Below are 22,961 nucleotides of genomic sequence, written 5' to 3'. Positions count from 1 at the left end.
GCTGCATTTTTCACTCGGCAGCTCAAATGTGCTTTTAGAGTCAACAGAGAAAATCTAAAAGACCCCCTCTCTTTTATTGCCCCAGAATCCCTTTCACAATTTGCACATCTTGAATACCTAGCCCGGTTAAATCTGCCAAGGTAATTTGCTGCTCATTATCGCGGAAAGGGGGATTTTGCGCTAAAACTATACCGATTTCGGTCAAGGTGTGATTGACCAAAAGTTGCTGTTGAAATGCGGATGAAATTTCACCAAATTCAGTGCATTGCTCCCATGAATCCACCAATATTTTATCGGCTTTGGCGACCAGTTCAGGGGCCAGTTCGTGCTTACCTGCGCCATCAGCACCGACTGCGGTAATGTGAGTCCCCGGCTGAATATCTACAGCCTGTAAAATAGCTTCTCGGCTGGGTGTGGTGGTCACAATAAACTGGCAATGACGGCCTAACACTGCGGCATCCAAGGTGATCTTGACCTCAAAACCTTCCGCCTGAGCATATTGGCGGTATTCTTCTAATGCTGTTTCACTGCGGCCCCAGACCCATAGCTGGCGGCATGGAATGACACTTTTCAGGTACGTCAGATGCAGCCGTGCTTGCATGCCGGTGCCGATGATACCTATGGCACTGATATGTTTTGGTGCGCATAGTTCGGCAACAATTCGCCCAGCCAATGCTGTGCGCAGCGCGGTCAACCAGCCCTCATCCAGTAATAGGGCTTGCGGCTCGCCGGTTTGGGCAGAAAACGCCATCATCAACCCTTGGTTACTCGCTAGCCCTTTAGCGGGATTATCATAAAAACCGCCCGAAACTTTCACGACGAATTGTCCATCGCCCTGCAAATAGCCACTTTTAATACAGCAATCGCCATTGGCCTGTTCAAACAGTAAGTGCTGCACTGGGGGCATTTGCACCTGTTTTTGGCTAAAAGCAATAAAACCTTGTTTGAGCAGTAACGTGACGGCATCAGCATCGAACTTGTCGAGAATCTGCTGCTTATTCAGGATAATCATTCGCTGACCGCCCCCAGGTATTTTTCCAGCACGATATTCTTCCCGCACAATACCACCGCAACTTTCTTGCCTTGCCAATGCGGTGCCAGTTTCAGCGCTGCCGCTAACGCCACCCCAGCTGCGCCTTCAATCATCCAGCGGTCAGTGCGGGCAATCAAGCGCATCGCATCTTTGATTTCTTGCTCACTCACCAACACTTTCTGATCAATTAATTGCTGGCAAAGGGCGAAGGTTATCGCCCCCGGTTCAACCCCTCCGGCGGTGCCATCAGACAGGGTTTCTTGCTCCGCCACTTCCTGAATTTGGCCATTTTCCAGACTGGTATACATACTGGTGGCATTGGCGGGCCAACACCCAATAATTTGAGTTTTATCAGAGAGTTTCTTTAGCACGGTTGCAATGCCGGAAATCAGCCCGCCGCCACCGACCGCCACAAAGACAGCATCAAGATTCGGCTGCTGCTCAATCATCTCCATGCCGCAAGTCCCTTGTCCGGCAATAATTTGCTTATCGTTATAAGGCGAGATATAGATTTTGCCCTGCTGTTGCGCGGCGTTATCAGCCGCCAGTTCGGCATTTAATGCATCCCCTGGAATCAGTTCAATCTCTCCGCCCAGTGCGCGAATAGCCTCTAATTTGATGGCCGCCGCCCGCTCCGGTGCATAAATAGTGGCCTTAACCCCCGCCAGTTTTCCTGCCAATGCCATGGCTTGCCCGTGATTACCGGTCGACGCGGTAATCACTCCCTGTAGGCGCTGTTCGTCAGTTAATAAACGCAGCTTGTTACTGGCTCCGCGAAATTTAAAGGAACCGGTGTGCTGTAGATGCTCACATTTGAGATAGATTTCACAACCACTGTGCTGGGACAGCAATGGGCTATATTCCAGCGGCGTCACTCTCACTTGAGGGCGTAATACCTGGTGGGCATCTTTAATAGCATCAAATAATGTGTTCATATTAATTCCTTTAAGTTTATGTATTTTTTATGTTTTTTAGTTGGTTATAAACAGTGGCGCGGGCGATGTTAAGGATTTTTGCGACATAGCCAGCGGCATTTTTGCCGTTAAATGCCCCTTGCTGATAAAGCGCCTCAATCAACTTTCGGCGGTTAACATTGTTCAATGTCGCCAGTGTGAGTTTTTGCTGCTGCAACCAGTGGTGTATGTAAGTATTGATGCGCTCCTGCCAGTCATCCTGGAACAGCACATCAGGTTGCGGTTGCAATTGATGGCCCGACAGGAACATGTCCAGCGCCGCTTTGGCACTTTCAAAAACAGTAATATCCAGATTGATGCATAGCAGCCCGACAGGTTGCCCATTGTCATCCCGCAGCACAGTGCTGATGGAGCGCAGTTGGCGGCCATCCCAGTTACGCTTTTGGTAAGGGCCAATCACCTGAGAGTGTTGATCAAATTGCAGGTCGCTGAGGTTGGAGTCTTCCCCCAATTCCCGCTGTGAATAGTTATTCGCGATATAAACCAGTGTTTGGCTGGCTAAGTCGTGGAGGGCAACTTCTGCATAAGGAGAAAAAAGTGTGGCTATCGCATCGGCAATGGGCTGGTATCGGCTAAGCATAGAAATTTTCATTTAGAATAAAAAATCCATATTAGACTGTTTTTTCTAAAGTGCGATAGTTTATTTAGGAAGGAAGCAGGAGAAATCCATAGGTTAACCACTGTTTTTTTATACAGTTCTCCTTTCATCTGGGTAAAATGAGTGATACTCTTACATTGAAAATTCCCAGAGTGAGTAATTCTAAGATGGAAGCGCTAGATTTAATCGCGAATCAAATTGCTGAACAAACACAACATAAAGAACAACAACGATTACAACAAGACAAAGAACTTGTTCGGTGTGTGCTGGAAATTTACGATCAAAAAGCTGTTGCTGAAATTCTGAGAAAAGTCAGTAAGTGTGAATGGACTCGTGAAGCCCTTAATCGCTGGTATAACGGGAAATCCATACAAAAGCCTCTAACTGAGGCCGAAATTAACATGCTACAGGAAATGTTGCCTTCCCCGCCGAAAAACCACCCTAATTATCAATTTCGTTTTATTGATCTCTTTGCGGGTATCGGCGGCATTCGAAAAGGTTTTGAGGCTATTGGCGGGCGGTGTGTTTTTACCAGCGAATGGAACCCCTATGCGGTACGGACATATAAAGCCAATTGGTATTGCGACCCAGTAGAGCATCGATTCAATTCTGATATACGTGAAATCACATTAAGTGAAAATACGGAAATATCAGATGAAGAAGCTTATAAGAATATAGACAAGCAGATTCCTGATCATGATGTTTTGCTTGCTGGTTTTCCTTGCCAGCCATTTTCATTAGCTGGAGTTTCAAAGAAAAACTCTTTGGGTCGTGCTCATGGTTTTGAATGTGAAGCCCAGGGGACATTATTTTTTGATGTTGCCCGAATTATTGCCTCAAAAAAACCGGCTATTTTCTTGCTTGAAAATGTTAAGAATCTAAAAAGCCACGATAAAGGCAAAACCTTTCGCGTTATTATGAATACGCTTGATGAACTGGGTTATTCCGTTGCTGATGCAAATGCAGTCGGATCACAAGATCCTAAGATTGTAGATGGAAAGAATTTCTTGCCTCAACATAGAGAACGTATTGTTTTAGTTGGTTTTCGTAGAGATCTTAATATCGATAAAGGTTTTACATTAAAAGATATCCATAAGTATTTCCCTGAAAAACGTCTGACATTTGGTGAATTACTTGAACCTAAGGTTGATGATAAATACATACTGACTCCACACTTGTGGAAGTATTTATATAATTACGCTAAAAAGCATCAGGCAAAAGGTAACGGCTTTGGGTTTGGATTAGTTGACCCAACAAACAGTGAGAGCGTGGCCAGAACATTATCAGCCCGTTATCACAAAGATGGCTCTGAGATTTTAATTGACCGTGGTTGGGATAAAGCTTTAGGAGAAACGGATTTCGATGATAAAAATAATCAGGAAAATCGCCCTCGTCGACTTACTCCAAAAGAGTGTGCTCGCCTGATGGGGTTTGAAACTCCGGGTAAGGAATCGTTCCGTATTCCTGTATCGGATACACAAGCTTACCGGCAATTTGGTAACTCCGTAGTCGTTCCTGTTTTTGCAGCCGTCGCTCAGTTACTCGCGCCATTTATAGCAGAAGCAGTAAAAGTACGAAAAAATAAGGCAGCTTAATCATTATGGCTGATGTTCATTCTTCGGAAACTCGCAGTAAAAACATGAGGGCGATCCGAACAAAAGACACGGCCATAGAGGTTAAATTAGCCAAAATACTTGACCTGTTAGGGCTTTCTTACAGAGTTCAGATCAGGGAACTCCCAGGTAAGCCCGATTTTGTTATCGATGATTATCGGGCGATAATTTTTGTTCATGGTTGTTTTTGGCATAAACATAACTGTCATTTATTTAAGACTCCAGCTACACGCACTGACTTTTGGCTTAAAAAAATACAAGGGAATATAAAAAGAGATAATGACGTTATAAAACATCTCTTCGGAGATGGTTGGAAAATTTTAGTAGTCTGGGAATGTGCATTACGGGGTAAGCACAAGCTAACAGATAATGATATTTCAGCGAGAGTGGAAGAGTGGATTTGTAGCAGTGAAGTAAATGCTCAAATTGATACTCAAGGTATTAGTCAAATGATATTTAGTTGACCGAATACAGGTTATAAACAACTCAAATTCGGCCATGTTATTTAATTAATGATTATATATTTCCTTGATTTCTTGAATGAAATCATCAAGAGAAATTAACTCATCACGAATAGATTCAGGATATTTTTTGTGAAGAGGCTTCGGAACCACTAATTGAACGCCAGCATCTTTCATTTCCTGGAACTGATTAACAGAGACACCTTCCTGAAGAGTAAAAAGATGAATTTTTTCAATCCGGTTAGCCTCATTCAGAGCCTGGCGCCAGCGATCTTTACAGGTGGTTTTTACTGCAAGCATTCTCAATTTATCTGAAGGATATTCCGCATCATTATAAGCTTCAGAAGAAGGAAATAAAAAGTCAGGCTTTTTATTTCCTTCAGTCACACACTGAGTAGCAAAATTAGTAAAATTATTTTCAACGAACGTATGCTCCAGATGTAATTCCAGAGATCTCCCTGCTCGTGATTTACGTCGATTACTTACTGAATTAGCTAACTTTATAAAATCATCTACTGACGAAAAACCTGCCTTCACCCGATCCAAAACATGTAATTCTTCTATGCGCCGAAACAGAGAATATTCTGCATCACGTTTTTCAAGTAATAGTTCATCAGGAGTTTGGCTTTTAAACTGGAATACTTCAGGGAGATAACTAATGATCTCCACACCCGATGGAAATGAAACAGACCATTCTTCTGGAATCGAGTAATTGCCAGACTTCCAACCATCGTTTGTTACAGCAAAACCACCAAGAACCTGATTGGATGGGCCTGAAACTGAAAAGCCAGGGATGATCTCACCCATCATGGATTCCAGCAGCTCTTCCTCTACTAGGGAATTGCATAGCCATACATCAATAAAATCACAGATGCTATCGGGTTGACTATGAAAAGCGAAAACAGTCAGTGCCCCGGTATTTTCTTTATTTAACAGCGGGCTACCTTTACCCCAACGAGTAATACGCTTTTCATTACGCGTACCATCAAAATGACGGTTATTGTAATAAATAGCCCGGACTACACTCTCAAGATTTCCATGAGAACTTATTCTGGCAAGCAAAAGAATGTCAGGATTTCTCACATCAGTTCGTAGAATAGGAGAGAATTGTTTCTCAATCACTTCAGTCGGGATATAGACTCCGGCCTGATGTCCGCCTGTTGCACCAGTATCATTACCGGAAAGGCGCTTAATGTAGATATACCAATCGCCAGATGATTTTTCAGATAACCAGTTATGGAAAGCAGACACAACTATTCCCCTTAGTGAGTCTTTTAAAGTTAATCAGGAAGTTACAGTAAGTGAGTACAGCAATTTAGTATCTATAACATATTAAGTTGAAGTCATGCTATCTGGAGTTACCATTTTAATAAATTGATTTCATTTTAATCACTAATTAGTCTGCTGCTATAACGATTGATATTGTTCACTGGGGCATACGGAAAACTATTGATGATATAATTCAGCGTAATGAATCATTATCAGCGTAATCGCGTCCGGAGCCAGCATGGCCTTGCAGGAACAGCAACTCACTTTTGATCCCAGAGGTCATCAACTCACCAATATCAACGTTTGGACGCCGGATAGCCAATGGCTGGCATATGATGTGCGGCCTAACGGCGGTACGTTTAGCGGCTTAACCATTGAGCGGGTAAATTGCATAACCGGTGACATTGAGGTCATTTATCGTGCTCAGCATGGTGCGCATGTCGGGGTGGTGACGGTCAGCCCTGATAAACCCGCCCGCTATGTGTTTATTCATGGCCCGGAGTATCCAGATAGTCACTGGCATTATGATTTCCACCACCGGCGAGGGGTGATTGTCACTGAGCCGGACAGAGAGCTGGCGGTAACGCTGGATGCGATGGACATCACCGCGCCATACACTCCCGGTGCATTGCGCGGAGGTAGTCATGTGCATGTTTTCAGTCCTGACGGCAGCCGCCTGAGTTTTACTTATAACGACCATGTGCTGCATGAATGGGATCCCGCGCTGGATTGCCGCAATGTCGGCGTTGCCCTGCCTTTGCAGGGGGTTAACCCGCCCAAGCAACATCCGCGTGAATATGATGGCAGCCATTTCTGTGTGTTAGTGACTCGAACTACCCCCAAGCCCCTGGCGGGCAGTGACCAAATAAACCGTGCTTATGAAGAGGGCTGGGTGGGCGTTCAGGGCTATCTGAAAGCGGACGGCACTCGCCAGCGTTGGGCATTGGCATTTATTGGCGACACACTTTCGGCGCAGGGAGAAAGAATCCCGGAAGTCTTTATTGTTGATTTGCCGGAGCATGATCGGGATTACGCCCGCGCCGGAACTGCACCACTGGAGGGTACGCAAACTACCTTGCCCGCGCCACCTGCGGGTGTCAGCCAGCGGCGGATAACTTTTACGGCTGAACGGCGTTTTCCTGGGCTGGCGACCAGTCCACGGCATTGGCTGCGCACTTCGCCTGACGGCAGTGCCATTGCTTGCTTAATGAAAGATGATAAAGGTGTGGTACAGATGTGGCTGGTTTCACCGAATGGTGGTGAACCGCGGCAACTGACTTTTACGAAAGAGGGGATTCAGTCGGCATTTAGTTGGCATCCACAAGGGCACAGCTTGGCATTTGTGTGTGATAACAGTGTGATGCAGTGTGATAGTGCCACCGGTCGGTTACAGCGATTGACCACCCGGAGTGCAATTGCACCACTGGCGGATGCCGTGGTGTTTTCACCCGATGGCGACAAAGTCGCGTTTATGCGGGAAATCGACGGGTTGGCGCAACTATTTATAGTGGGTATAGTTACAGTAAATATAGTTACAGTGGATGTTGGCTAGATCATGGTAGCGGGGTAGCCGCAGGAGGAACGGCTGGCGGATTCTGCGCTTCTGACTGACGAATGCGCTCACGCGGGGAATTGGTCATTTTGTCTTCGCTATCAGAACGCAAATAATCATATGGCAGGAGCAGGGTGTCCATCACCGCAGAAAAAGGCAGGTCCACCGCCAACAAGGGGCGCAGCGCCCAACCGGTATTATCATCTTTGAGCATCGCCACATTGGCAGCCGTGCCGGAGTAATAGCCCTGGCTGCTGCTGGTGTGCGTCATAATACTGGAACAACCGCTGGACAACAGCAGCGAACAGCCGGTAACAAAAGGGATAACTGTATTTTTCATTATTTTATTCAGCTCTCATTCTACCGGGGAGTAACAAGTTACCGCGATAAGCCAGCAAACAGTGTCAGGTTTTGACATGATTTTTACACTACCTTACAGACAGTTCCTATGGTGAAAAATTCAATCTTGTGGTGTAAGTTGAGCTAAGTGTAAGTTATAGCAGCGCATTTATCGAATAATTAGAGTCATAAGCGTCTTATTGAGATTTTTCTCGCGAAAATTTTTTTGTTTTGCTCTTGAAAAGAAAAATACCGGTCCCACTTTATTATCAGGTCAGAGAGAATACGCCGACAGGGTATTCGGGCCATAAGCCTGTCCATAATGGAAGGCTTAATACAAAATATGATAACACCCTTGCTAATATATTTAGGAGGCAGTTTTTATGCGTAATTCCGAGCTTGCACCACTGTATCGTTCAGCTATCGGTTTCGACCGGTTGTTTAATCTTTTAGAATCCGGCCAGAACCAAAGTAATGGCGGTTACCCTCCTTATAACGTCGAGTTAGTCGACGAAAATAACTACCGCATCGCGATCGCGGTGGCAGGCTTTGCTGAGCAGGATCTGGAGATTGTCACACAGGATAACCTGTTGATTATCCGTGGTTCTCATGCCAATGAGCCAGCGCAGCGCACCTATTTGTATCAGGGTATCGCTGAGCGTAACTTCGAGCGTAAATTCCAGTTGGCTGAGCACATTAAAATTAAAGGTGCCAATTTAGTGAATGGCTTGCTGTATATCGACCTTGAGCGTTTGGTGCCGGAAAGTTTAAAACCACGCCGTATTGAAATTAAGTAATCTACTTAACAGTGTAAGTTAGTTGCATTATTTAACGGAGTTTAGCCTGCCGTAATCGGGGGCTGACCGGTCACAGGCTGATAGCGAGAAATAATATAACGCCAGTATTTTGCGTTAAGGTTTTTTATATCGCTAATTCGTGACTGTTTATTATCTTATCTCGCTTCTCAGAAGGAGTTATATCTATGCGTAATTATGATTTGTCACCTTTACTTCGTCAGTGGATTGGTTTTGATAAATTAGCTAACTCAATGCAGGGCGGTCAGGATTCTCAGGGGTTCCCGCCATACAATATTGAGAAAACTGACGATAACCATTATCGCATCTCACTGGCATTAGCCGGTTTTAAACAGAGCGAACTGGATATTGAAGTGGAAGGCCCGCGTTTAACTGTTCGCGGTAAGCCAGCACCGGCTGAGAAACAGGTTGAATACCTGCATCAAGGCTTGGTTCATAAAGAGTTCTCATTGACCTTTACGCTGGCAGAGCATTTGAATGTTGATAATGCTCAATTCGAAAACGGTTTGCTGCACATTGATCTGTTGCGCCAAGTGCCAGAAGCGCTGCAACCACAGCGTATTAGTATTGGCAGCGCCGCTCCACAAGAGCGCCAGGTATTAGATAATCCGGCTGCAACTGAGCAATCGGAACAGCAGTAATTATGATGACCGGTACCCCACTCCGGGGTACCAGTATACCCTTCTTATTTGACGCCGCAGCTTTGTTAGCGGCGTTTCTGCACCCGAATCACTTACTGGAGTAAGCTCATCGGGGTTTGTTCACTTGCTGCCTTGCTGCAACGCCAATTAATTTGGGTATAAATTTCTCTGTTTGTTTTTTCACCGGAGAGTTTCCCCACTCTCCGGTGCATTTTGTGGCGCATCCCACATTCACTTTCCCCCCCTTCTGACAAAATCCACACTAACAGTAAGAATTTAAGGCCATGTATGACCCGAATGAAACTCCACATGGCCGCCAGTTTTTAAACTTAGGCAAGGAAGTGATTTATGAGTGCTATCGCCCTTACCGTCAGTATGTTGGCGCTGGTCGCCGTATTGGGGTTATGGATCGGTAATTGGAAAATCTATGGTGTGGGGTTAGGTATCGGCGGGGTGTTATTTGGCGGCATTATCGTGGGCCATTTTGCACAAACTTACCAATTAGTTCTCAATGGGGACATGCTGCACTTCATTCAGGAATTTGGCCTTATTCTGTTTGTTTACACCATTGGTATTCAGGTGGGGCCGGGGTTCTTCTCCTCACTGCGGGTCTCGGGGTTGCGGCTTAATTGCTTTGCTATCCTGATGGTGATTGTCGGTGGGTTAGTGACCGCGATTATCCATAAATTATTTGCCGTGCCGCTGCCTATCATTCTGGGCATATTTTCAGGTGCGGTCACCAACACCCCGGCACTTGGGGCGGCACAGCAAATCCTCACTGATTTAGGCTCGCCACCGCAATTGGTCAGCCAAATGGGGATGGGTTATGCCATGGCCTATCCATTCGGCATTTGCGGTATTTTGCTGGTGATGTGGCTGATTCGTTTATTCTTTAAAATCAACGTCGATCGCGAAGCAAAAGAGTTTGATAGCAGCCACGGGCAGAATCGCGAGTTGCTGCAAACCATGAATGTGGCGGTGCGTAACCCCAATCTGCATGGGCTATCCGTACAAGATGTGCCGCTGCTCAACAGTGATGAAGTGGTCTGTTCCCGCTTGAAACGCGGTGATTTACTGATGGTGCCGTTGCCGGCCACAGTGATTGAGCTAGGCGATTATCTACATTTGGTCGGGCAGCGCGAAGCTTTGGAGAAAGTACGGCTGGTGGTCGGGGAAGAGGTGGATGTCACCTTATCGACCGCCGGTACGGTATTGCAAACTGCCCGGGTGGTGGTGACCAATGAGGCGGTGCTGGGTAAGAAAATCCGTGACCTTAATCTGAAGCAAAAGTATGACGTGGCGATTACTCGTTTAAACCGTGCTGGGATTGAACTGGTTGCCAGTAATAGCGCCAGCTTGCAATTCGGCGACATTCTTAATCTGGTTGGCCGCCCGGAATCTATTGAGGCGGTATCCGCTGTCGTCGGTAACGCGCAACAGAAACTACAGCAAGTTCAGATGCTTCCGGTATTTATCGGTGTCGGTCTGGGAGTGTTGTTAGGGTCAATTCCGCTGTTTATTCCGGGGTTCCCGGCGGCATTGCGCTTAGGTTTGGCGGGTGGCCCGCTGGTGGTCGCACTTATTCTGGGGCGTATTGGCAGCATCGGAAAACTGTATTGGTTTATGCCGCCGAGTGCCAACCTGGCACTGCGTGAACTGGGAATTGTGTTGTTCTTGTCAGTGGTCGGGCTGAAGTCGGGCGGTGATTTTATCAACACGCTGGTGAATGGTGATGGGCTGGCGTGGATTGGCTACGGGGCGATGATTACCGGGATACCATTACTGACGGTGGGGATTTTAGCGCGTATGTTGGCTAAGATGAACTACCTGACATTGTGCGGCATGTTAGCCGGTTCAATGACCGATCCACCGGCGCTGGCATTCGCCAATGGCCTGCACCCAACCAGTGGTGCGGCGGCGTTATCTTATGCGACGGTTTATCCGCTGGCGATGTTTTTACGCATTATGTCGCCGCAGATATTGGCGGTGTTGTTCTGGACACTATAGCTACCCTTTGTCCTTGAAGTTGCAGGGGTGTTAGCTGCTCTCGTTACTCGGCCCATCCGTGGGCCTCGCCTCGTTGAGGCCGCTGCTAGCAGCGTTCAAATCTGCTCCCGGCGCTAAGTGTCAATAGAAACGGTCACCCGAATCACTTACTGGTCGTGGGCCTTAAAGTCAGTAAGCTCATCGGGATGTGTTTGCTGGCTGCCTACCTGCAACTCCAATGACTTTGGGTATGGTTTTATTTCGTCAGCGACGTCAATGATTAAGTGGAAAGGATAGGCCGAAGAGTAAAGCGTCCGCGCCAGGGATGGCGCGGCTCGAGCCGACATGGATGTCTTTACGGCGTCTTTACGATCGGCCTGTTCTCTCCACTCTTACTCTGTAATTGAAGCTAAGAATGGCTGTTTTACTTTGCTTCCTGAAAAGCCCGCTCAACCTCTTCGGCCAGAATTGCCACCCCTTTTTCGATATCTTCCGGTGCCGGGACATAATTCATCCGCATGCACTGATGGGTATGTGGCCAATCATATTCCAGACCGGGGAAGAAATAGTGGCCCGGCACCATCAACACACCGCGCTTTTTTAGGCGCTGATACAGCAGTTCGGTGCTGATCGGCAAATCTTTAAACCACAGCCAGAGGAATATCGCCCCTTCCGGTTTGTGGATCAAGCAGCGCTCCGGCGGTAAGTATTTGCGCAGGATAGCAATAGTTTGCTGTACCCGCTCAAAGTAGAATGGCCGAATGACTTCTTTGGATAGGCGCAATAAATCGCCGCGCGCAATCATTTCGGCAGCAATAGCTGGCCCCATGCTGCCCGGTGACAGGCTGATAATGCCATTCATATTGGTGAGCGCCGAAATGACTTTCTCATCGGCAATCACAATCCCGCAGCGCGAACCCGGCAGACCCAGTTTCGACAAGCTCATGCACAGAATGATATTCGGGTTCCACAGTGGGGTCGCATCGGTAAAGATAATACCGGGGAATGGCACGCCATAAGCATTATCAATCAATAACGGAATACCACGTTGCTGAGCAATAGCATCAAGGCCGATTAACTCATTGTCAGTAATCACATTCCCGGTCGGGTTAGTGGGCCGCGAGACGCATATCAGGCCAATATCATCAGTAATATTGAGATGCTCAAAATCGACGTGATATTTGAATTGCCCTTCGGGAAGTAGCTCAATATTGGGCTTGGCGGAGACGAATAAATCTTCGTCGAGGCCCGCGTCGGCATACCCGAGATACTCTGGTGCCAGTGGGAATAATACCCGCCGACGGGAGCCATCGGCATAGCGGCCAGCGAAGAGATTAAATAAGTAGAAAAACGCGCTTTGACTGCCATTTGTCAGTGCAATGTTCTGTGGCTCAATTTGCCAACCCAGCTCATCTTGCAGCATTGTTGCCAATGCTTTCAGCAGTAAATCTTTGCCTTGTGGCCCATCGTAATTGCACAGCGCCTCGGTCAGCTTCCCGCTTTCCAGCATGTCCTGACAAAGTTGCTGAAAGTAAGCATCCATTTCAGGAATATGTGCCGGATTACCGCCGCCAAGCATGATAGAACCTGGGGTTCTCAGGCCGTCGTTGAGGTCGTCCATCAATCTGGTAATGCCCGCGTAGCGGGTGAATTTGTCGCCGAAAAGTGAAAACTTCATAAATGAAAATTTATTGTTATCCGTAAGTGAATAACTACCATACTCGCAGATAAAAACGGACGCAATGCGGAAAGGTTTCTTCCTGCCGCGTGAAAATATCGGCAGGAAGTGTTATTGCAAAATAATATGCTTAATTACTCTTTTTTGTCTCCAACCCAAACGACTAAGACTTTATCACCTTGATGTTGGCGACTAAAAGCATAGTAATCAGCGGTTTGTTGAGATTGCTGCACGCCAGCACCAATGGCCGGATGGCGAGCGCGGAACTGACTGACTTTTTGCCAGTGCGCCAACAGCGCGCCTTTTTCACCGGTCAGTTCATCCCAGTTCATATCTGATCGGGTTCCCTGCAATGGGTCTGAGCCGGTTGCGCCGAATGCTCGCCCGCTTTCATCGCCATAGAAAATTTGCACCGCCCCTGGAGCCAGCAGCAGCAGGTCGCCCGCGCGTTGCTGTTTCACCAATGATTGTTGCGCGTCATCTTTAAAAAATAGCCGGGTATCATGGGATGAGATATAACTCAACACATTGAAACCTTGCAGTTTATCAGCCATTTGCTGATAGGTGCCGTCAATAGATGAGAAGCAGGTCAGCGCTTGTTTAGCTTGATCCTGAAAATCAAAGTTAATCATGGCATCGAAGCCATTTTGGTAATAATCACTTTTCATCACCCCGTGGCCCCAAGCTTCTCCCGTCATCCAGAATGGCAAGTCATCCAGTGCTTGATCCGGGTGAGCCGCTTTCCACTCGGCCAGAGCAGCCGCGCTTTGCAGCTTGAGTTGTTGCCAGGCCGGTTTCTCGACATGCTTGGCGGTATCAACCCGAAAGCCGTCAATGCCATAATCACGAACCCATTGGCTCAACCAATGAGTCAGATAATCACGCGGAGTGGCACCGGCAATTTCCCGCGCGGCGGTATCCGGTTTATGGCGGTAAAACACCGGCAAACCACTGGCCTGAGTGGATTCTGTTTTGATGTCCGGCAGAAAAGCCAGCGACATAGTGAGATCGTCATAACCGGGGGAGTCATAATCGCCAATATCAGTGCGGATCCACTTCTTGCCCCACCAATTATCCCAGGCTGCTTTATCACTGAAATTAATATAATCGTTAAAACTATGCCAGGTTTGCCCTTTGCCCGGCGTCCAGTCAGTCCAGTTTTTGCCCAGTGTTTTTTCTAACGAGTCGCCTTGCAGGTACAGCGCGCCGAATTGGTAGCTCTGCATATCTGCCAGAGTGGCATATCCCACATGATTCATTACCACATCAAATAGAATGCGGATGCTGCGTTTATGGGCTTGCTCAACCAGATTATGCAAATCTTGTTCGGTGCCCATATTGGCATCCAAACGTGACCAATCCAGGCCGTAATAACCATGATAAGCATAATGTGGGAAATCCCCCTTGGTACCGCCGCCGACCCAGCCGTGAATTTGCTCCAGCGGGGAGGTTATCCACAGCGCGTTGACGCCAAGTTGCTGGAGATAATCAAGTTTTTCCGTTAATCCGGCCAAATCTCCGCCGTGGAAAGTGCCGATTTCCTCCATGCCATCGCCATGGCGGCCATAGCTGTGGTCATTGTCGGGGTTGCCGTTTTTAAAGCGGTCAGTCAGGGCAAAATAGACCGTGGCATTTTGCCAACTAAATGGTGCAGCTTGCTGAGTTTGGGCTGATTCCAATAACAGTAAACCCCCGCTCTCGGGAGTGGGTTGTAGCGTGATTTTACCGAGAGAGACTTTCGCCGTTTGGCCGGAGTAGAAATCCCGCACCATTTCCCCCTCAGCGAAGGTTTTACTGACATCAATTGTCACCGGTTTGCCATCCCAGCGCTGACAACTGTGTGTGACGACTTTGACGGTTTCCGCCACCGGTTCTTTGAGACTCAAAGTGAGTGTGGGGGTGCCGCTGCGGGTATCAATCCGCACCTGATATTGGCCATCACGGAACAGTTTCCACTGGATATCGGCTTGATTCTGACAAGGTTGCAGCGAAAATGTCTGATTCAATTTTACTGGGCTAGTTGGCTGCCAGCACTGTTTATCTTGATGAAATTTAAGAAGATACTCCCCTTTTGTCAGGGCGCTGCTACTCAGGAAAACGCCACTGTCTTGCTCAGTAAACGCCGGGAAATGGGGGAGTGACCAGTTCGCCATCACTGCCGGTGACAAAACCAGAAGCAGAGGGAAAGTAAGATATTTCATCGCGCGTCTTCCTTGGGTCTGAGAAACGTATAAATCTTTATGGATATCAGAGTGCCAGACGGCGAAGAAATAGCCTCATCCTCTAGGGATTATTGTAGGGAGGAGGGCGATGGAGGAGGGGGATTTGGCCTGAAAACAGGCCAGTGGGCATGTTTATGCTTGCTGCAATACTTGCGGATTAACGCAGTTTTCTGTGACGGTGCCAGTCAGTGCGGCAATCAGGTTATCCACCGCGCAGGCGGCCATGTTGTAGCGAGTTTCGTGGGTGGCGGAACCAATATGCGGCACGGCCACCACATTGCGTAATTTGAGTAATAGCGAATCCACCGGCAGAGGTTCTTGTTCAAATACATCCAGACCCGCACCCTGAATGGTGCCATTTTGTAGGGCCGCAATCAGTGCTTTTTCATCCACTACTGGCCCACGGCCTGCATTGATCAAGATGGCGCTGGATTTCATTTTAGCCAGCTGTTCACGGCCAATCATATGATAAGTTTGCTCGGTCATCGGCAGGGTAATGCAGAGGAAATCGACCTCAGCCAGCAATGTATCGAGTGAGCAGCGGTGAGCACCAAAGCGCTTTTCAGCTTCTTCATGTGGGCGACGGCTGGTGTACAGCACCGGCATGCTGAAACCAAAATGTGCCCGTTGGGCTAGTGCCATGCCAATCCGGCCCATGCCGAGAATGCCAATAGTTTTATGATGAACATCGACGCCAAACCAGTCATCACCAATGCTGTCTTGCCACTCACCGGCTTTCACGCGCTCAGCCAACTCGACGACCCGACGAGCGGTGGAAAGCACCAGCGCCATCATGGTGTCGGCCACTGTTTCGGTCAGCACAGTCGGCGTGTGCATTAATACAATTCCGCGCTGGCTCAGCGCATCGACATCAAAATTATCATAACCGACAGAAATGGTTGAGGCAGCGCGCAGCCGAGGTGCTAATGGCAAGAAAGTCTGATCAATTTTACCGCCGGAACCGATAAGCCCTTCCGCCTGTTGCAGCGCAGCCAATAGCTCAGGCTGATTTTCTGAAGATAAACCCTCAAAACTGTTTACGGTAAAATGTTGCTCTAAACGCTGATGCAGATCAGCGGGAATATTTTTGTACAGCACAATAGACGGCTTCATCGCAACCTCAATGACTTTGGGTAAATAGGATTAAGATTTAAAGCCAGAATAACAGCAAAGACCGGTGCGGGATCAAGCGCTAATCACCCTTATAATGTTACGAGCAATGAAAAAACCAACCTGTTTGAGCAGGCTGGCTGTCATCATTTATTATGCTTCGTGGCGAGCGGTGTTTTTAACTGCAAAGCCAGGCGAGCGAATGGCGGCGCAACGTAGCGCGGTGATAATCGCCAGTGCTGGGGCAATGGCATACAGCGTAAATAACCAATGAGCGGTGTTTTCGGCACCCGCGACCCCGCCGGGGAAATTAAGGCCAGAAAGGTTGGCTACCATTCCGGCTATTGCCGCCCCTACAGCGGTGGCAAACATCTGTACCGTGGTAATTGAGGCCCCGGCGATATCTTTATCTTCTTCAGCAGCCACTTGCAGAATGCGGGTCAGCAGGTGCGGCCAGCCAAAACCAATACCAAAGCCCACTAATGTCAGCGCAATGGCGATAGGGCCCATTTGCGTCCACCCGCCCAATGAGCTGACCGGCATCAGAATGGCGAGCGCAATTATCCCTATCAGCACAATAATTGGGCCGCTGATAATCGCCCAACGAACACCTGATTTCTTCCAGCCAGCACTCATGACTTCAGAAATTGTCCAGCCCGCCGCCATTGTGGCCGCGATATAGCCAGAAATCAGCGGTGACTGGCCGTGCAAGGTTTGTAAGAAATAGGGGACAAAAATCTCGCAAGTAATGCCGATCGCCAGTAAAGAGATGGTGATATAGAGCGCCGCTAAGGGGGAATTTAGACGCAATGCGCCTTTCGGCAGTAAGCGCGAAGTGGCGCGGGATTCAATGCGCAATAACAGCACCAACAGTAAGACCGCCAATCCGATACCCACCAGATTCGTCAGACCGCTGCTAGCAATACTGCTGGCGGAAATCGTCAGGACAATTGCGGTTAATAGTACCAGCTGAGTGACTGGTAATGCCGAGGTGACGGCGGTGCTGGACCTCCCTTTAGGCAGGATGCGCCAGGTGAAAATGGCATAAATCAGGGTCACGGGCAGCAATGTCCAGAAGGCAAATCGCCAGGCGTTCATTTCCGCGAATATCCCGCCAATCGCGGGGCCAATCAGGGTTGCTACGCCCCACATACCTGAAATCAGCGCCATGGCTCGCGGCCACAATGATTGTGGAAATACCAGATTAATCATGGCGTAAGAGAGTGCGAACAGAAAACCGCCGCCCAAACCCTGTACGGTTCGGCCGACCAACATCAGCGGCATATTGGGTGCCATCGCACACAAAGCACTGCCTAACATAAAGGTCAATGAAGCCAACAGATATGCACTGCGCGGGCCGTAGCCACTGAGCAATCGGGCTGAAAGCGCTGAGCCGAGGATTGAGGCGGTGACGAACAGCGTTGTATTCCAGGCATAGAGACTCAGGCCATTAATCTCCAAAACCACGGACGGTAAAATCGTGGTGGCGATATAAATATTGATGGCGTGTAACACTACGCCGCCTGACAGGGCTATGGCAAAAGCCGCGTTCTTGCCGGAGAACAAATCACTCCAACGGCTTGCATCATTCATTATCACGTTTTCCATCCTGCCAGAAATCTGGTTGTTGAGTTGGTGGTGTTGTTACGATAAAGTTAAACAAGATAATTCTTGGAATAACTTAGGCCAGTCACCGATAATAAGTCAAGTATAAGCTTGTAAAATGTTATACTGGCTATCATTCGTTAAAATAGAAAGCGCACCCATGATAGCGGGGAAGATATGAATATCGACCATTCTACCAGTCAACCACAGTCAGTTGCTGAGCGTCTGTTGATGTTGCTGAAGACTCGCGGCCCCTTGCAAGCCACTGATGCGGGCAAGATCCTCGGCACCACGGGAGAAGCAGCACGGCAACAATTTGTAAAATTAGCCAAAGACGGCCTGGTGGTGGCTGTAGCGCAGGCCAAAGGCGTGGGGCGGCCTATCCAACTTTGGCAGCTCACCGATGCAGGGAATGCCCGTTTTCCGGATGCTCACGGCGAGTTAACGGTGCAATTATTGCGGATGGTGCGCACCCAATTAGGCGAAGAAGCGCTTAATCTACTGATAGATACCCGTGAGCAGGAAACGCGTGAACTATATTGCCGAGCAATGAATGGGGCCAATAGTATTGGTGAACGGGTGGAGCGGCTGGTGGCGATCCGCTCTCAGGAAGGGTACATGGCGGAGTGCCAAACTCAGGCCGATGGCTCAATATTGCTGATTGAAAATCATTGCCCAATTTGCGCGGCAGCCACCCGTTGTCAGGGTTTTTGCCGGGCAGAATTGGATGTTTTTCGTCAGGTGCTACAAGCACCGGTTGAGCGAACTGAGTATATCCTCTCCGGTTCGCGCCGCTGTGTCTATCGTGTGGTCACAGAATAAATACGCATGACTCTGTGGTGGAGTTAAAGCTCATCTTTATGAACAAAACCAATTTTGAGTTTCACTTTGGCAGAAGGGTGGGAAATAACATCAGCACTGAGTGTTTTTTTCCCTTTTTCTTTAAGATAACGCGCTAACTCTCTTACCGCCGCAGTTCCTGCGCCGCGAACACTGCCATTTTCATTTGGGGTTAAGACATATTGAGGAGCCGTTACCGAGAAGTTGAGATAACTATCTTCACCATTCTCATCATTCTGCGATGCTAATACGCTAATGATTTTTCCTTTTAGCTTAACAATGACAAATTGATACTCCCTCGAATTAGCAGATAAAAGGTTAGATAACACATGACTTGTCACTCTAGCGGCATATATAGTTCTGTCCTGGCTGGTTAATGGACTACCCAAATTATCCATTTCATATCCGACCTGGCTATAAAACATCCGCCAATTATCGACGACTTCGAGTATTTCATCGGTTAAATTGGTTGGAAGATGATGGTCCCCGCCAGGAATAACACTTACCTCAAAATAAAGGTCATCTGGTCTAATCCATTCGTTATTATCCCTAATAAGGGGGGATGGTGGCTCTGTTGGGTGAATATAAGTTTCTAAAGGTAAAACATAATCCCCTAACGGGAGACTTTGCGCGGCTTGCGGAGTGGCAAAAGTTTCTTGATTTTCATTTTGCATAAAATAGCGAGCATAATTTAATAATGCGTAATTAAAGGCATTCTCCAACATGGTGGTTAATGGGCTTAGCCCTAAATCAGATATGGCCTCCTGAACCCCTCTAACCAATCTGGACTCCGTTTCCTGGTCAGACCCCGCATAGCCCGTGGTGCCATGCTCATGAATATTTTGTAGAACCTGAGTTAAATGCTCGGTTGTCCAACCCAATAAGCTTTCACCGAAGAGTAATGTAAAATCAGCCAGCAGTATGGACAGCCTGGATCCACAGCGAATCCCTGTTTGGCGCGGATAGCGAGCGCCGATAATATTATCTATCGGGGTGTTACAAACTCTTGCTGCTGCGGGTAGTGTCAGGGCCTGATTATGCAAATGCGTATCAAGGCGTGTTAATAGCAGCATCAATGGAGCGGGTTTATCGGATGAAGTTTGGGGGCGGTGTTCTACCCGCTGAACGGGCTTTGCAGAACCGGCCACCACCAGTGTTTTCCCCTCACCATCGTGACGAGAAAATTCATCCGTTCCCACCAGTTTATCGAGTTGATTACAGTGGCCTTGAACCACATAATTATAAATTGCCAGTAGGGGAATACCAAAGCAACCGGCTATCCCTAAAGCGTCGCGTTTATCGCGATGAGCGTGTTTATTTATGGCAATAATAGTTTTATTCAATATTAACGGATTTATATCCTCGGGGGGAGTGCCCTGGTCATTGTCAGGAATGCCATTACTGATATATAAATCGGGTAAATTTTCAGATGAGTAGTGTGTGTTAATCCAAAATGGAGTATTAAGTGGTTCAGTACCTTTGGCTTCAAGATATTGAACTTGTATTTGATGGTCATTTAGTTTAAATAGCAGAGATAGGTTGTCAGCGTCCTCACTGAGTTTCATATAGAGAGGTTTATTTTGTTCTGAGGAATAAAAAAACAAATTTTTATCAACAATGATAATGTTGGGATAATGACTAAAACCAACACTGTAATTGCTGTCACTATTGATATCAAAGTTCATTAGCACCAGTTTATTGGTATTTTCAGATGTTGATAGTGGCTGATTGAAAGTTCTTTTTAGCTCTAGTTTGTGATGTTTAATAATAACACAGTTTTGATCACAAAAACCGAGTGATTCTGCTGTGGTCACCGCACTAATTTGACCCGCCATGTCAATTTTTTCTAGTCCTTTTAAATGAATAGACTCTGTTAGAGTATAATAGGGTGGGTTGAAGTTATCATTTTTATAAATAGCCACTTGTACGTCTTCAGGGATTTTGATAGAAGAAATTCTATCATTAAGGTTATAGTCACCAGTATTATATAAATCCATCATTATAGGTGGCACCAGGCAAATATATTCTCCTTGAAAATTATCTTCGGTGTAGAAACAAGCTGGAGCATATTCTTTTTCTGTAAAGTATAATGGTTCACCTATTGATTTATTGACGATGTTATCATTACACTCAGCATTGTTTGAAAAAACAATAAATAATAAAGGTAGCCAAAGTAATTTTTTCATATTAATACCCATAATATATTTAAATATTAAAATTTAAAGCTCATCATGTTCAAAACCCAACTTTTTTTTCACTCTAGCGGAGGGGTGGGAAAGGACATTAGAGTGGATAAAGTTAACGCCTTTATTTTTAAGGTGACGAGCTAATCTATGAACAGCGGCAGTGCCGGCTCCTCGAATACTGTCCTCCGAATCTGCATTTATGATATATTTTGGTGCGGTAAGGAAGTTTGCCAGATAATAATGTCCTTCCTGAGGTTCATTATTTATTTGATATTTTTCCGCTTCTAGTAAATGGATAATTTCCCCATTAATTTTCACAATGACAAATAAATATCCTGGTGTGTTTTCTTCCAAATGAATTTTCAATGAATTGCTGGTAATACGTGCAGAGTAAATGATTCTATCAGCAGAGGTTACAGGGACTCTGACTTCTTTATGGGTTTCTTTATTTTTGGTTAACATCGTGCCATAGGTAAGAGAGTAATATTTATCGAACCATTCATTGATAACTTCCAAGGAGGCGGCGCGTAGCTCCCTCTCTTCTTCTTGATGTTCTCCCGAGATGATTTCTATCTGAAAAGCCAATGACTCGGATGTTTCCCATTCGCCATTTCTACGAATACGCACCGGGACAGGTTCAGTTATGGGGGTGTAGTTATCAAGGGACAGCACATAATGGCCTAAAGGGAGATTTTGGACCGCCGAGGGCATGGCATCTTCGCCATCTGTTTGTAAGTAATAGTGGGCAAGTTCCCTTTCTGCATAATGAAATGAGCGAGTGATTTGATTGATAGCCTCGGTTCGACCAAGCTCTCTCACACCTCTTCTGATCCCCTGCATCAGTCTTAACTCCGTTCCTGTATCAAGGACGGCATATCCAGAACTATCGGTATCAATAGCGCTGTCTAATACCTGACGTAAGCGCTCCGTCGACCAGTCACGTAAACTATTCCCAAACAATAAGGTAAAATCAGCCAGCAAATGTGATAGCCAGGAACCACACGCGGGGCCATCTATCTGACGCGGAAAACGACGGCTAACTAAATTTTCCAGCGGAATGTTGCAGGCTTTTGCTACGGCGGGCAGGGTCAAGCTCTGTTGGTGCAATGAAGGGAGGTCGATATGGGTTAATGCCAATATTTCAGATTGTTTTTCTGCTTCTTCAGATGGTGCTGGGTGCGGTTTTAAGGCTGTAGCCGAACCGGCAACCAACTGCATTTTCGCTTTATCTTTACCGCCGAAAAATGACTTAATACTGGCCCAGGCTGACTCCACCTGATTACAGCGCCCATGTACGACCACATTGTAAAGGGCTAAAGGGCCGGACAACAGACAGCCCATCATTCCCACCGCCCCTCGTTTGGTGCGGTGGTCATCACTCATTGTGACCATCAGATGGCGATTCATCACTAAGGGGCCATTGAGGATATTGTTATAAATAGCCAGGTCGGGGAAAACAGAGAGATTATTTTTCCGCTCGGCGTTAAAAATAAGAGTGGGTGATAGGATTCCCTGTTTAGCGGAATTACTTTCCAGGTAATTTATTGCTAACCCTCCATTTGAAATTTCGAAAATAAATGCAATAGCCGTGGTATCGGGTTGAAGTTTATAATTAATTTGCTGGCTGTTTATGTCAGAGGCCAGAATATACATTTCATCTTCATCAATAGTAATGTCGACGTTATCTTCCAGATTTAGATTGAATATAGAATGGCGATTTAATTCAAAATTAAATAATGCCACTTTGTTGGGGCGGTCTAAATCAAGAGTAGAAGAAAAGATATCATCTAAAGGAATAACCATTTTACTTGATATTATGCAGTCTTCTTCACAGATTAATAAGTTACTTTTTTTTGCAGTCATTTCTGTTTTATTCTGCTTCACATCTGGAACTGTATTATTAATTTGACATGGATAAAATTCTTCATCGATTAAGTTATGATGATAATGTGAACATTCAGTGTTATCTTTAATTGGGGAAGTGGCATAATCAAAAGATATCTCCAATCCAGAGTAAACTAATGGAGATAATAATATAC

At 46.7% G+C, this 22,961-nt stretch carries 18 protein-coding genes; 7 read left to right on the top strand and 11 right to left on the bottom strand.

The features are described 5' to 3' along the window. Nucleotides 1-73 precede the first annotated feature (73 nt). Genes FTA91_RS02820 through FTA91_RS02810 form a run of 3 tightly spaced genes read right to left on the bottom strand, consistent with a single transcriptional unit; the run spans nt 74 to nt 2,587 of the window. Nucleotides 74-1,012 (bottom strand): ornithine cyclodeaminase family protein, encoded by a 939-nt coding sequence (locus FTA91_RS02820; RefSeq protein WP_145534706.1) that lies wholly within the window; start codon nt 1,010-1,012, stop codon nt 74-76. Next, complete coding sequence (locus FTA91_RS02815) at nt 1,009-1,968, bottom strand: threonine/serine dehydratase (protein WP_050113345.1); 960 nt, start codon at nt 1,966-1,968, stop codon at nt 1,009-1,011. The genes FTA91_RS02820 and FTA91_RS02815 overlap by 4 nt, the downstream gene beginning before the upstream one ends. A 16-nt stretch (nt 1,969-1,984) precedes the next feature. Continuing rightward, nucleotides 1,985-2,587 carry a helix-turn-helix transcriptional regulator gene (locus tag FTA91_RS02810; RefSeq protein WP_050113396.1) on the bottom strand — a complete coding sequence of 201 codons (603 nt, stop codon included), beginning with the start codon at nt 2,585-2,587 and terminating at the stop codon, nt 1,985-1,987. A 185-nt stretch (nt 2,588-2,772) separates the two neighbouring features. Between FTA91_RS02810 and FTA91_RS02805 the strand changes: the two genes are divergently transcribed. Both FTA91_RS02805 and FTA91_RS02800 read left to right on the top strand, forming a co-directional pair. Next, nucleotides 2,773-4,200 carry a DNA cytosine methyltransferase gene (locus tag FTA91_RS02805; protein WP_050113344.1) on the top strand — a complete coding sequence of 476 codons (1,428 nt, stop codon included), beginning with the start codon at nt 2,773-2,775 and terminating at the stop codon, nt 4,198-4,200. Between the two features lie 5 nt (nt 4,201-4,205). Continuing rightward, entirely contained in the window at nt 4,206-4,682 is a 477-nt protein-coding gene (locus FTA91_RS02800) for a very short patch repair endonuclease (protein ID WP_050113343.1), read from the top strand. A 45-nt stretch (nt 4,683-4,727) separates the two neighbouring features. Here the strand turns inward: FTA91_RS02800 and FTA91_RS02795 are convergent, their stop codons facing one another. Next, entirely contained in the window at nt 4,728-5,930 is a 1,203-nt protein-coding gene (locus FTA91_RS02795) for a type II restriction endonuclease (protein ID WP_050113342.1), read from the bottom strand. Between the two features lie 256 nt (nt 5,931-6,186). Between FTA91_RS02795 and FTA91_RS02790 the strand changes: the two genes are divergently transcribed. Next, complete coding sequence (locus FTA91_RS02790; RefSeq protein WP_050113341.1) at nt 6,187-7,500, top strand: DUF3748 domain-containing protein; 1,314 nt, start codon at nt 6,187-6,189, stop codon at nt 7,498-7,500. A 1-nt stretch (nt 7,501) separates the two neighbouring features. Here FTA91_RS02790 and FTA91_RS02785 read toward each other — a convergent pair whose 3' ends face one another. Beyond that, the gene (locus FTA91_RS02785; protein WP_050113340.1) at nt 7,502-7,840 is read right to left on the bottom strand and encodes a YceK/YidQ family lipoprotein; all 339 of its coding nucleotides are present in this window, start codon (nt 7,838-7,840) and stop codon (nt 7,502-7,504) included. A 382-nt stretch (nt 7,841-8,222) separates the two neighbouring features. Between FTA91_RS02785 and ibpA the strand changes: the two genes are divergently transcribed. From ibpA to FTA91_RS02770, 3 genes are all read left to right on the top strand, one after another. Further along, nucleotides 8,223-8,636, top strand: coding sequence for a small heat shock chaperone IbpA (gene ibpA, locus FTA91_RS02780; RefSeq protein ID WP_050113339.1), 414 nt, complete (start codon nt 8,223-8,225; stop codon nt 8,634-8,636). Nucleotides 8,637-8,821: 185 nt separating this feature from the next. Further along, nucleotides 8,822-9,295 carry a small heat shock chaperone IbpB gene (ibpB, locus tag FTA91_RS02775; protein WP_004392984.1) on the top strand — a complete coding sequence of 158 codons (474 nt, stop codon included), beginning with the start codon at nt 8,822-8,824 and terminating at the stop codon, nt 9,293-9,295. Nucleotides 9,296-9,643: 348 nt separating this feature from the next. Beyond that, a complete protein-coding gene (locus FTA91_RS02770) occupies nt 9,644-11,302 on the top strand; it encodes a putative transporter (protein WP_004392987.1) in 1,659 nt (552 codons plus the stop codon). Between the two features lie 403 nt (nt 11,303-11,705). Here FTA91_RS02770 and FTA91_RS02760 read toward each other — a convergent pair whose 3' ends face one another. The 4 genes from FTA91_RS02760 to FTA91_RS02745 all read right to left on the bottom strand — a co-directional run bounded on the left by FTA91_RS02760 (nt 11,706) and on the right by FTA91_RS02745 (nt 17,884). Continuing rightward, entirely contained in the window at nt 11,706-12,959 is a 1,254-nt protein-coding gene (locus FTA91_RS02760) for a valine--pyruvate transaminase (RefSeq protein WP_050113337.1), read from the bottom strand. A gap of 134 nt (nt 12,960-13,093) precedes the next feature. Continuing rightward, complete coding sequence (locus FTA91_RS02755) at nt 13,094-15,160, bottom strand: alpha-amylase (RefSeq protein WP_145534711.1); 2,067 nt, start codon at nt 15,158-15,160, stop codon at nt 13,094-13,096. A gap of 153 nt (nt 15,161-15,313) precedes the next feature. Beyond that, nucleotides 15,314-16,294 carry a glyoxylate/hydroxypyruvate reductase GhrB gene (gene ghrB / locus FTA91_RS02750; RefSeq protein WP_050113335.1) on the bottom strand — a complete coding sequence of 327 codons (981 nt, stop codon included), beginning with the start codon at nt 16,292-16,294 and terminating at the stop codon, nt 15,314-15,316. 150 nt (nt 16,295-16,444) lie between these two features. Beyond that, nucleotides 16,445-17,884: an MFS transporter gene (locus tag FTA91_RS02745; protein WP_174635010.1), complete on the bottom strand. Its 1,440-nt coding sequence runs from the start codon at nt 17,882-17,884 to the stop codon at nt 16,445-16,447. Nucleotides 17,885-18,073: 189 nt separating this feature from the next. Between FTA91_RS02745 and FTA91_RS02740 the strand changes: the two genes are divergently transcribed. Next, nucleotides 18,074-18,718 (top strand): helix-turn-helix transcriptional regulator, encoded by a 645-nt coding sequence (locus FTA91_RS02740; RefSeq protein WP_145534716.1) that lies wholly within the window; start codon nt 18,074-18,076, stop codon nt 18,716-18,718. 23 nt (nt 18,719-18,741) lie between these two features. Here the strand turns inward: FTA91_RS02740 and FTA91_RS02735 are convergent, their stop codons facing one another. Together FTA91_RS02735 and FTA91_RS02730 are read right to left on the bottom strand one after the other, a co-directional pair. Next, the gene (locus FTA91_RS02735) at nt 18,742-20,922 is read right to left on the bottom strand and encodes a hypothetical protein (RefSeq protein WP_145534719.1); all 2,181 of its coding nucleotides are present in this window, start codon (nt 20,920-20,922) and stop codon (nt 18,742-18,744) included. A gap of 33 nt (nt 20,923-20,955) precedes the next feature. Further along, entirely contained in the window at nt 20,956-22,959 is a 2,004-nt protein-coding gene (locus tag FTA91_RS02730) for a hypothetical protein (protein WP_235896822.1), read from the bottom strand. Nucleotides 22,960-22,961: the final 2 nt, after the last annotated feature.

The sequence above is a fragment of the Yersinia thracica genome (assembly GCF_902170565.1).
Taxonomy (GTDB): Bacteria; Pseudomonadota; Gammaproteobacteria; order Enterobacterales; family Enterobacteriaceae; genus Yersinia; species Yersinia thracica.
Note: the sequence above shows the minus strand (reverse complement) of the source record. Positions and strands in the feature narration are given on the sequence as shown.

Coding starts and splice junctions, on each gene's coding strand:
- FTA91_RS02785 (WP_050113340.1), bottom strand. CDS start 7,840: ATGAAAAATACAGTTATCCCTTTTGTTACCGGCTGTTCGCTGCTGTTG.
- ghrB (WP_050113335.1), bottom strand. CDS start 16,294: ATGAAGCCGTCTATTGTGCTGTACAAAAATATTCCCGCTGATCTGCAT.
- FTA91_RS02740 (WP_145534716.1), top strand. CDS start 18,074: ATGAATATCGACCATTCTACCAGTCAACCACAGTCAGTTGCTGAGCGT.
- FTA91_RS02805 (WP_050113344.1), top strand. CDS start 2,773: ATGGAAGCGCTAGATTTAATCGCGAATCAAATTGCTGAACAAACACAA.
- FTA91_RS02800 (WP_050113343.1), top strand. CDS start 4,206: ATGGCTGATGTTCATTCTTCGGAAACTCGCAGTAAAAACATGAGGGCG.
- FTA91_RS02810 (WP_050113396.1), bottom strand. CDS start 2,587: ATGCTTAGCCGATACCAGCCCATTGCCGATGCGATAGCCACACTTTTT.
- FTA91_RS02755 (WP_145534711.1), bottom strand. CDS start 15,160: ATGAAATATCTTACTTTCCCTCTGCTTCTGGTTTTGTCACCGGCAGTG.
- ibpB (WP_004392984.1), top strand. CDS start 8,822: ATGCGTAATTATGATTTGTCACCTTTACTTCGTCAGTGGATTGGTTTT.
- FTA91_RS02790 (WP_050113341.1), top strand. CDS start 6,187: ATGGCCTTGCAGGAACAGCAACTCACTTTTGATCCCAGAGGTCATCAA.
- FTA91_RS02770 (WP_004392987.1), top strand. CDS start 9,644: ATGAGTGCTATCGCCCTTACCGTCAGTATGTTGGCGCTGGTCGCCGTA.
- FTA91_RS02815 (WP_050113345.1), bottom strand. CDS start 1,968: ATGAACACATTATTTGATGCTATTAAAGATGCCCACCAGGTATTACGC.
- ibpA (WP_050113339.1), top strand. CDS start 8,223: ATGCGTAATTCCGAGCTTGCACCACTGTATCGTTCAGCTATCGGTTTC.
- FTA91_RS02745 (WP_174635010.1), bottom strand. CDS start 17,884: ATGAATGATGCAAGCCGTTGGAGTGATTTGTTCTCCGGCAAGAACGCG.
- FTA91_RS02820 (WP_145534706.1), bottom strand. CDS start 1,012: ATGATTATCCTGAATAAGCAGCAGATTCTCGACAAGTTCGATGCTGAT.
- FTA91_RS02735 (WP_145534719.1), bottom strand. CDS start 20,922: ATGAAAAAATTACTTTGGCTACCTTTATTATTTATTGTTTTTTCAAAC.
- FTA91_RS02760 (WP_050113337.1), bottom strand. CDS start 12,959: ATGAAGTTTTCACTTTTCGGCGACAAATTCACCCGCTACGCGGGCATT.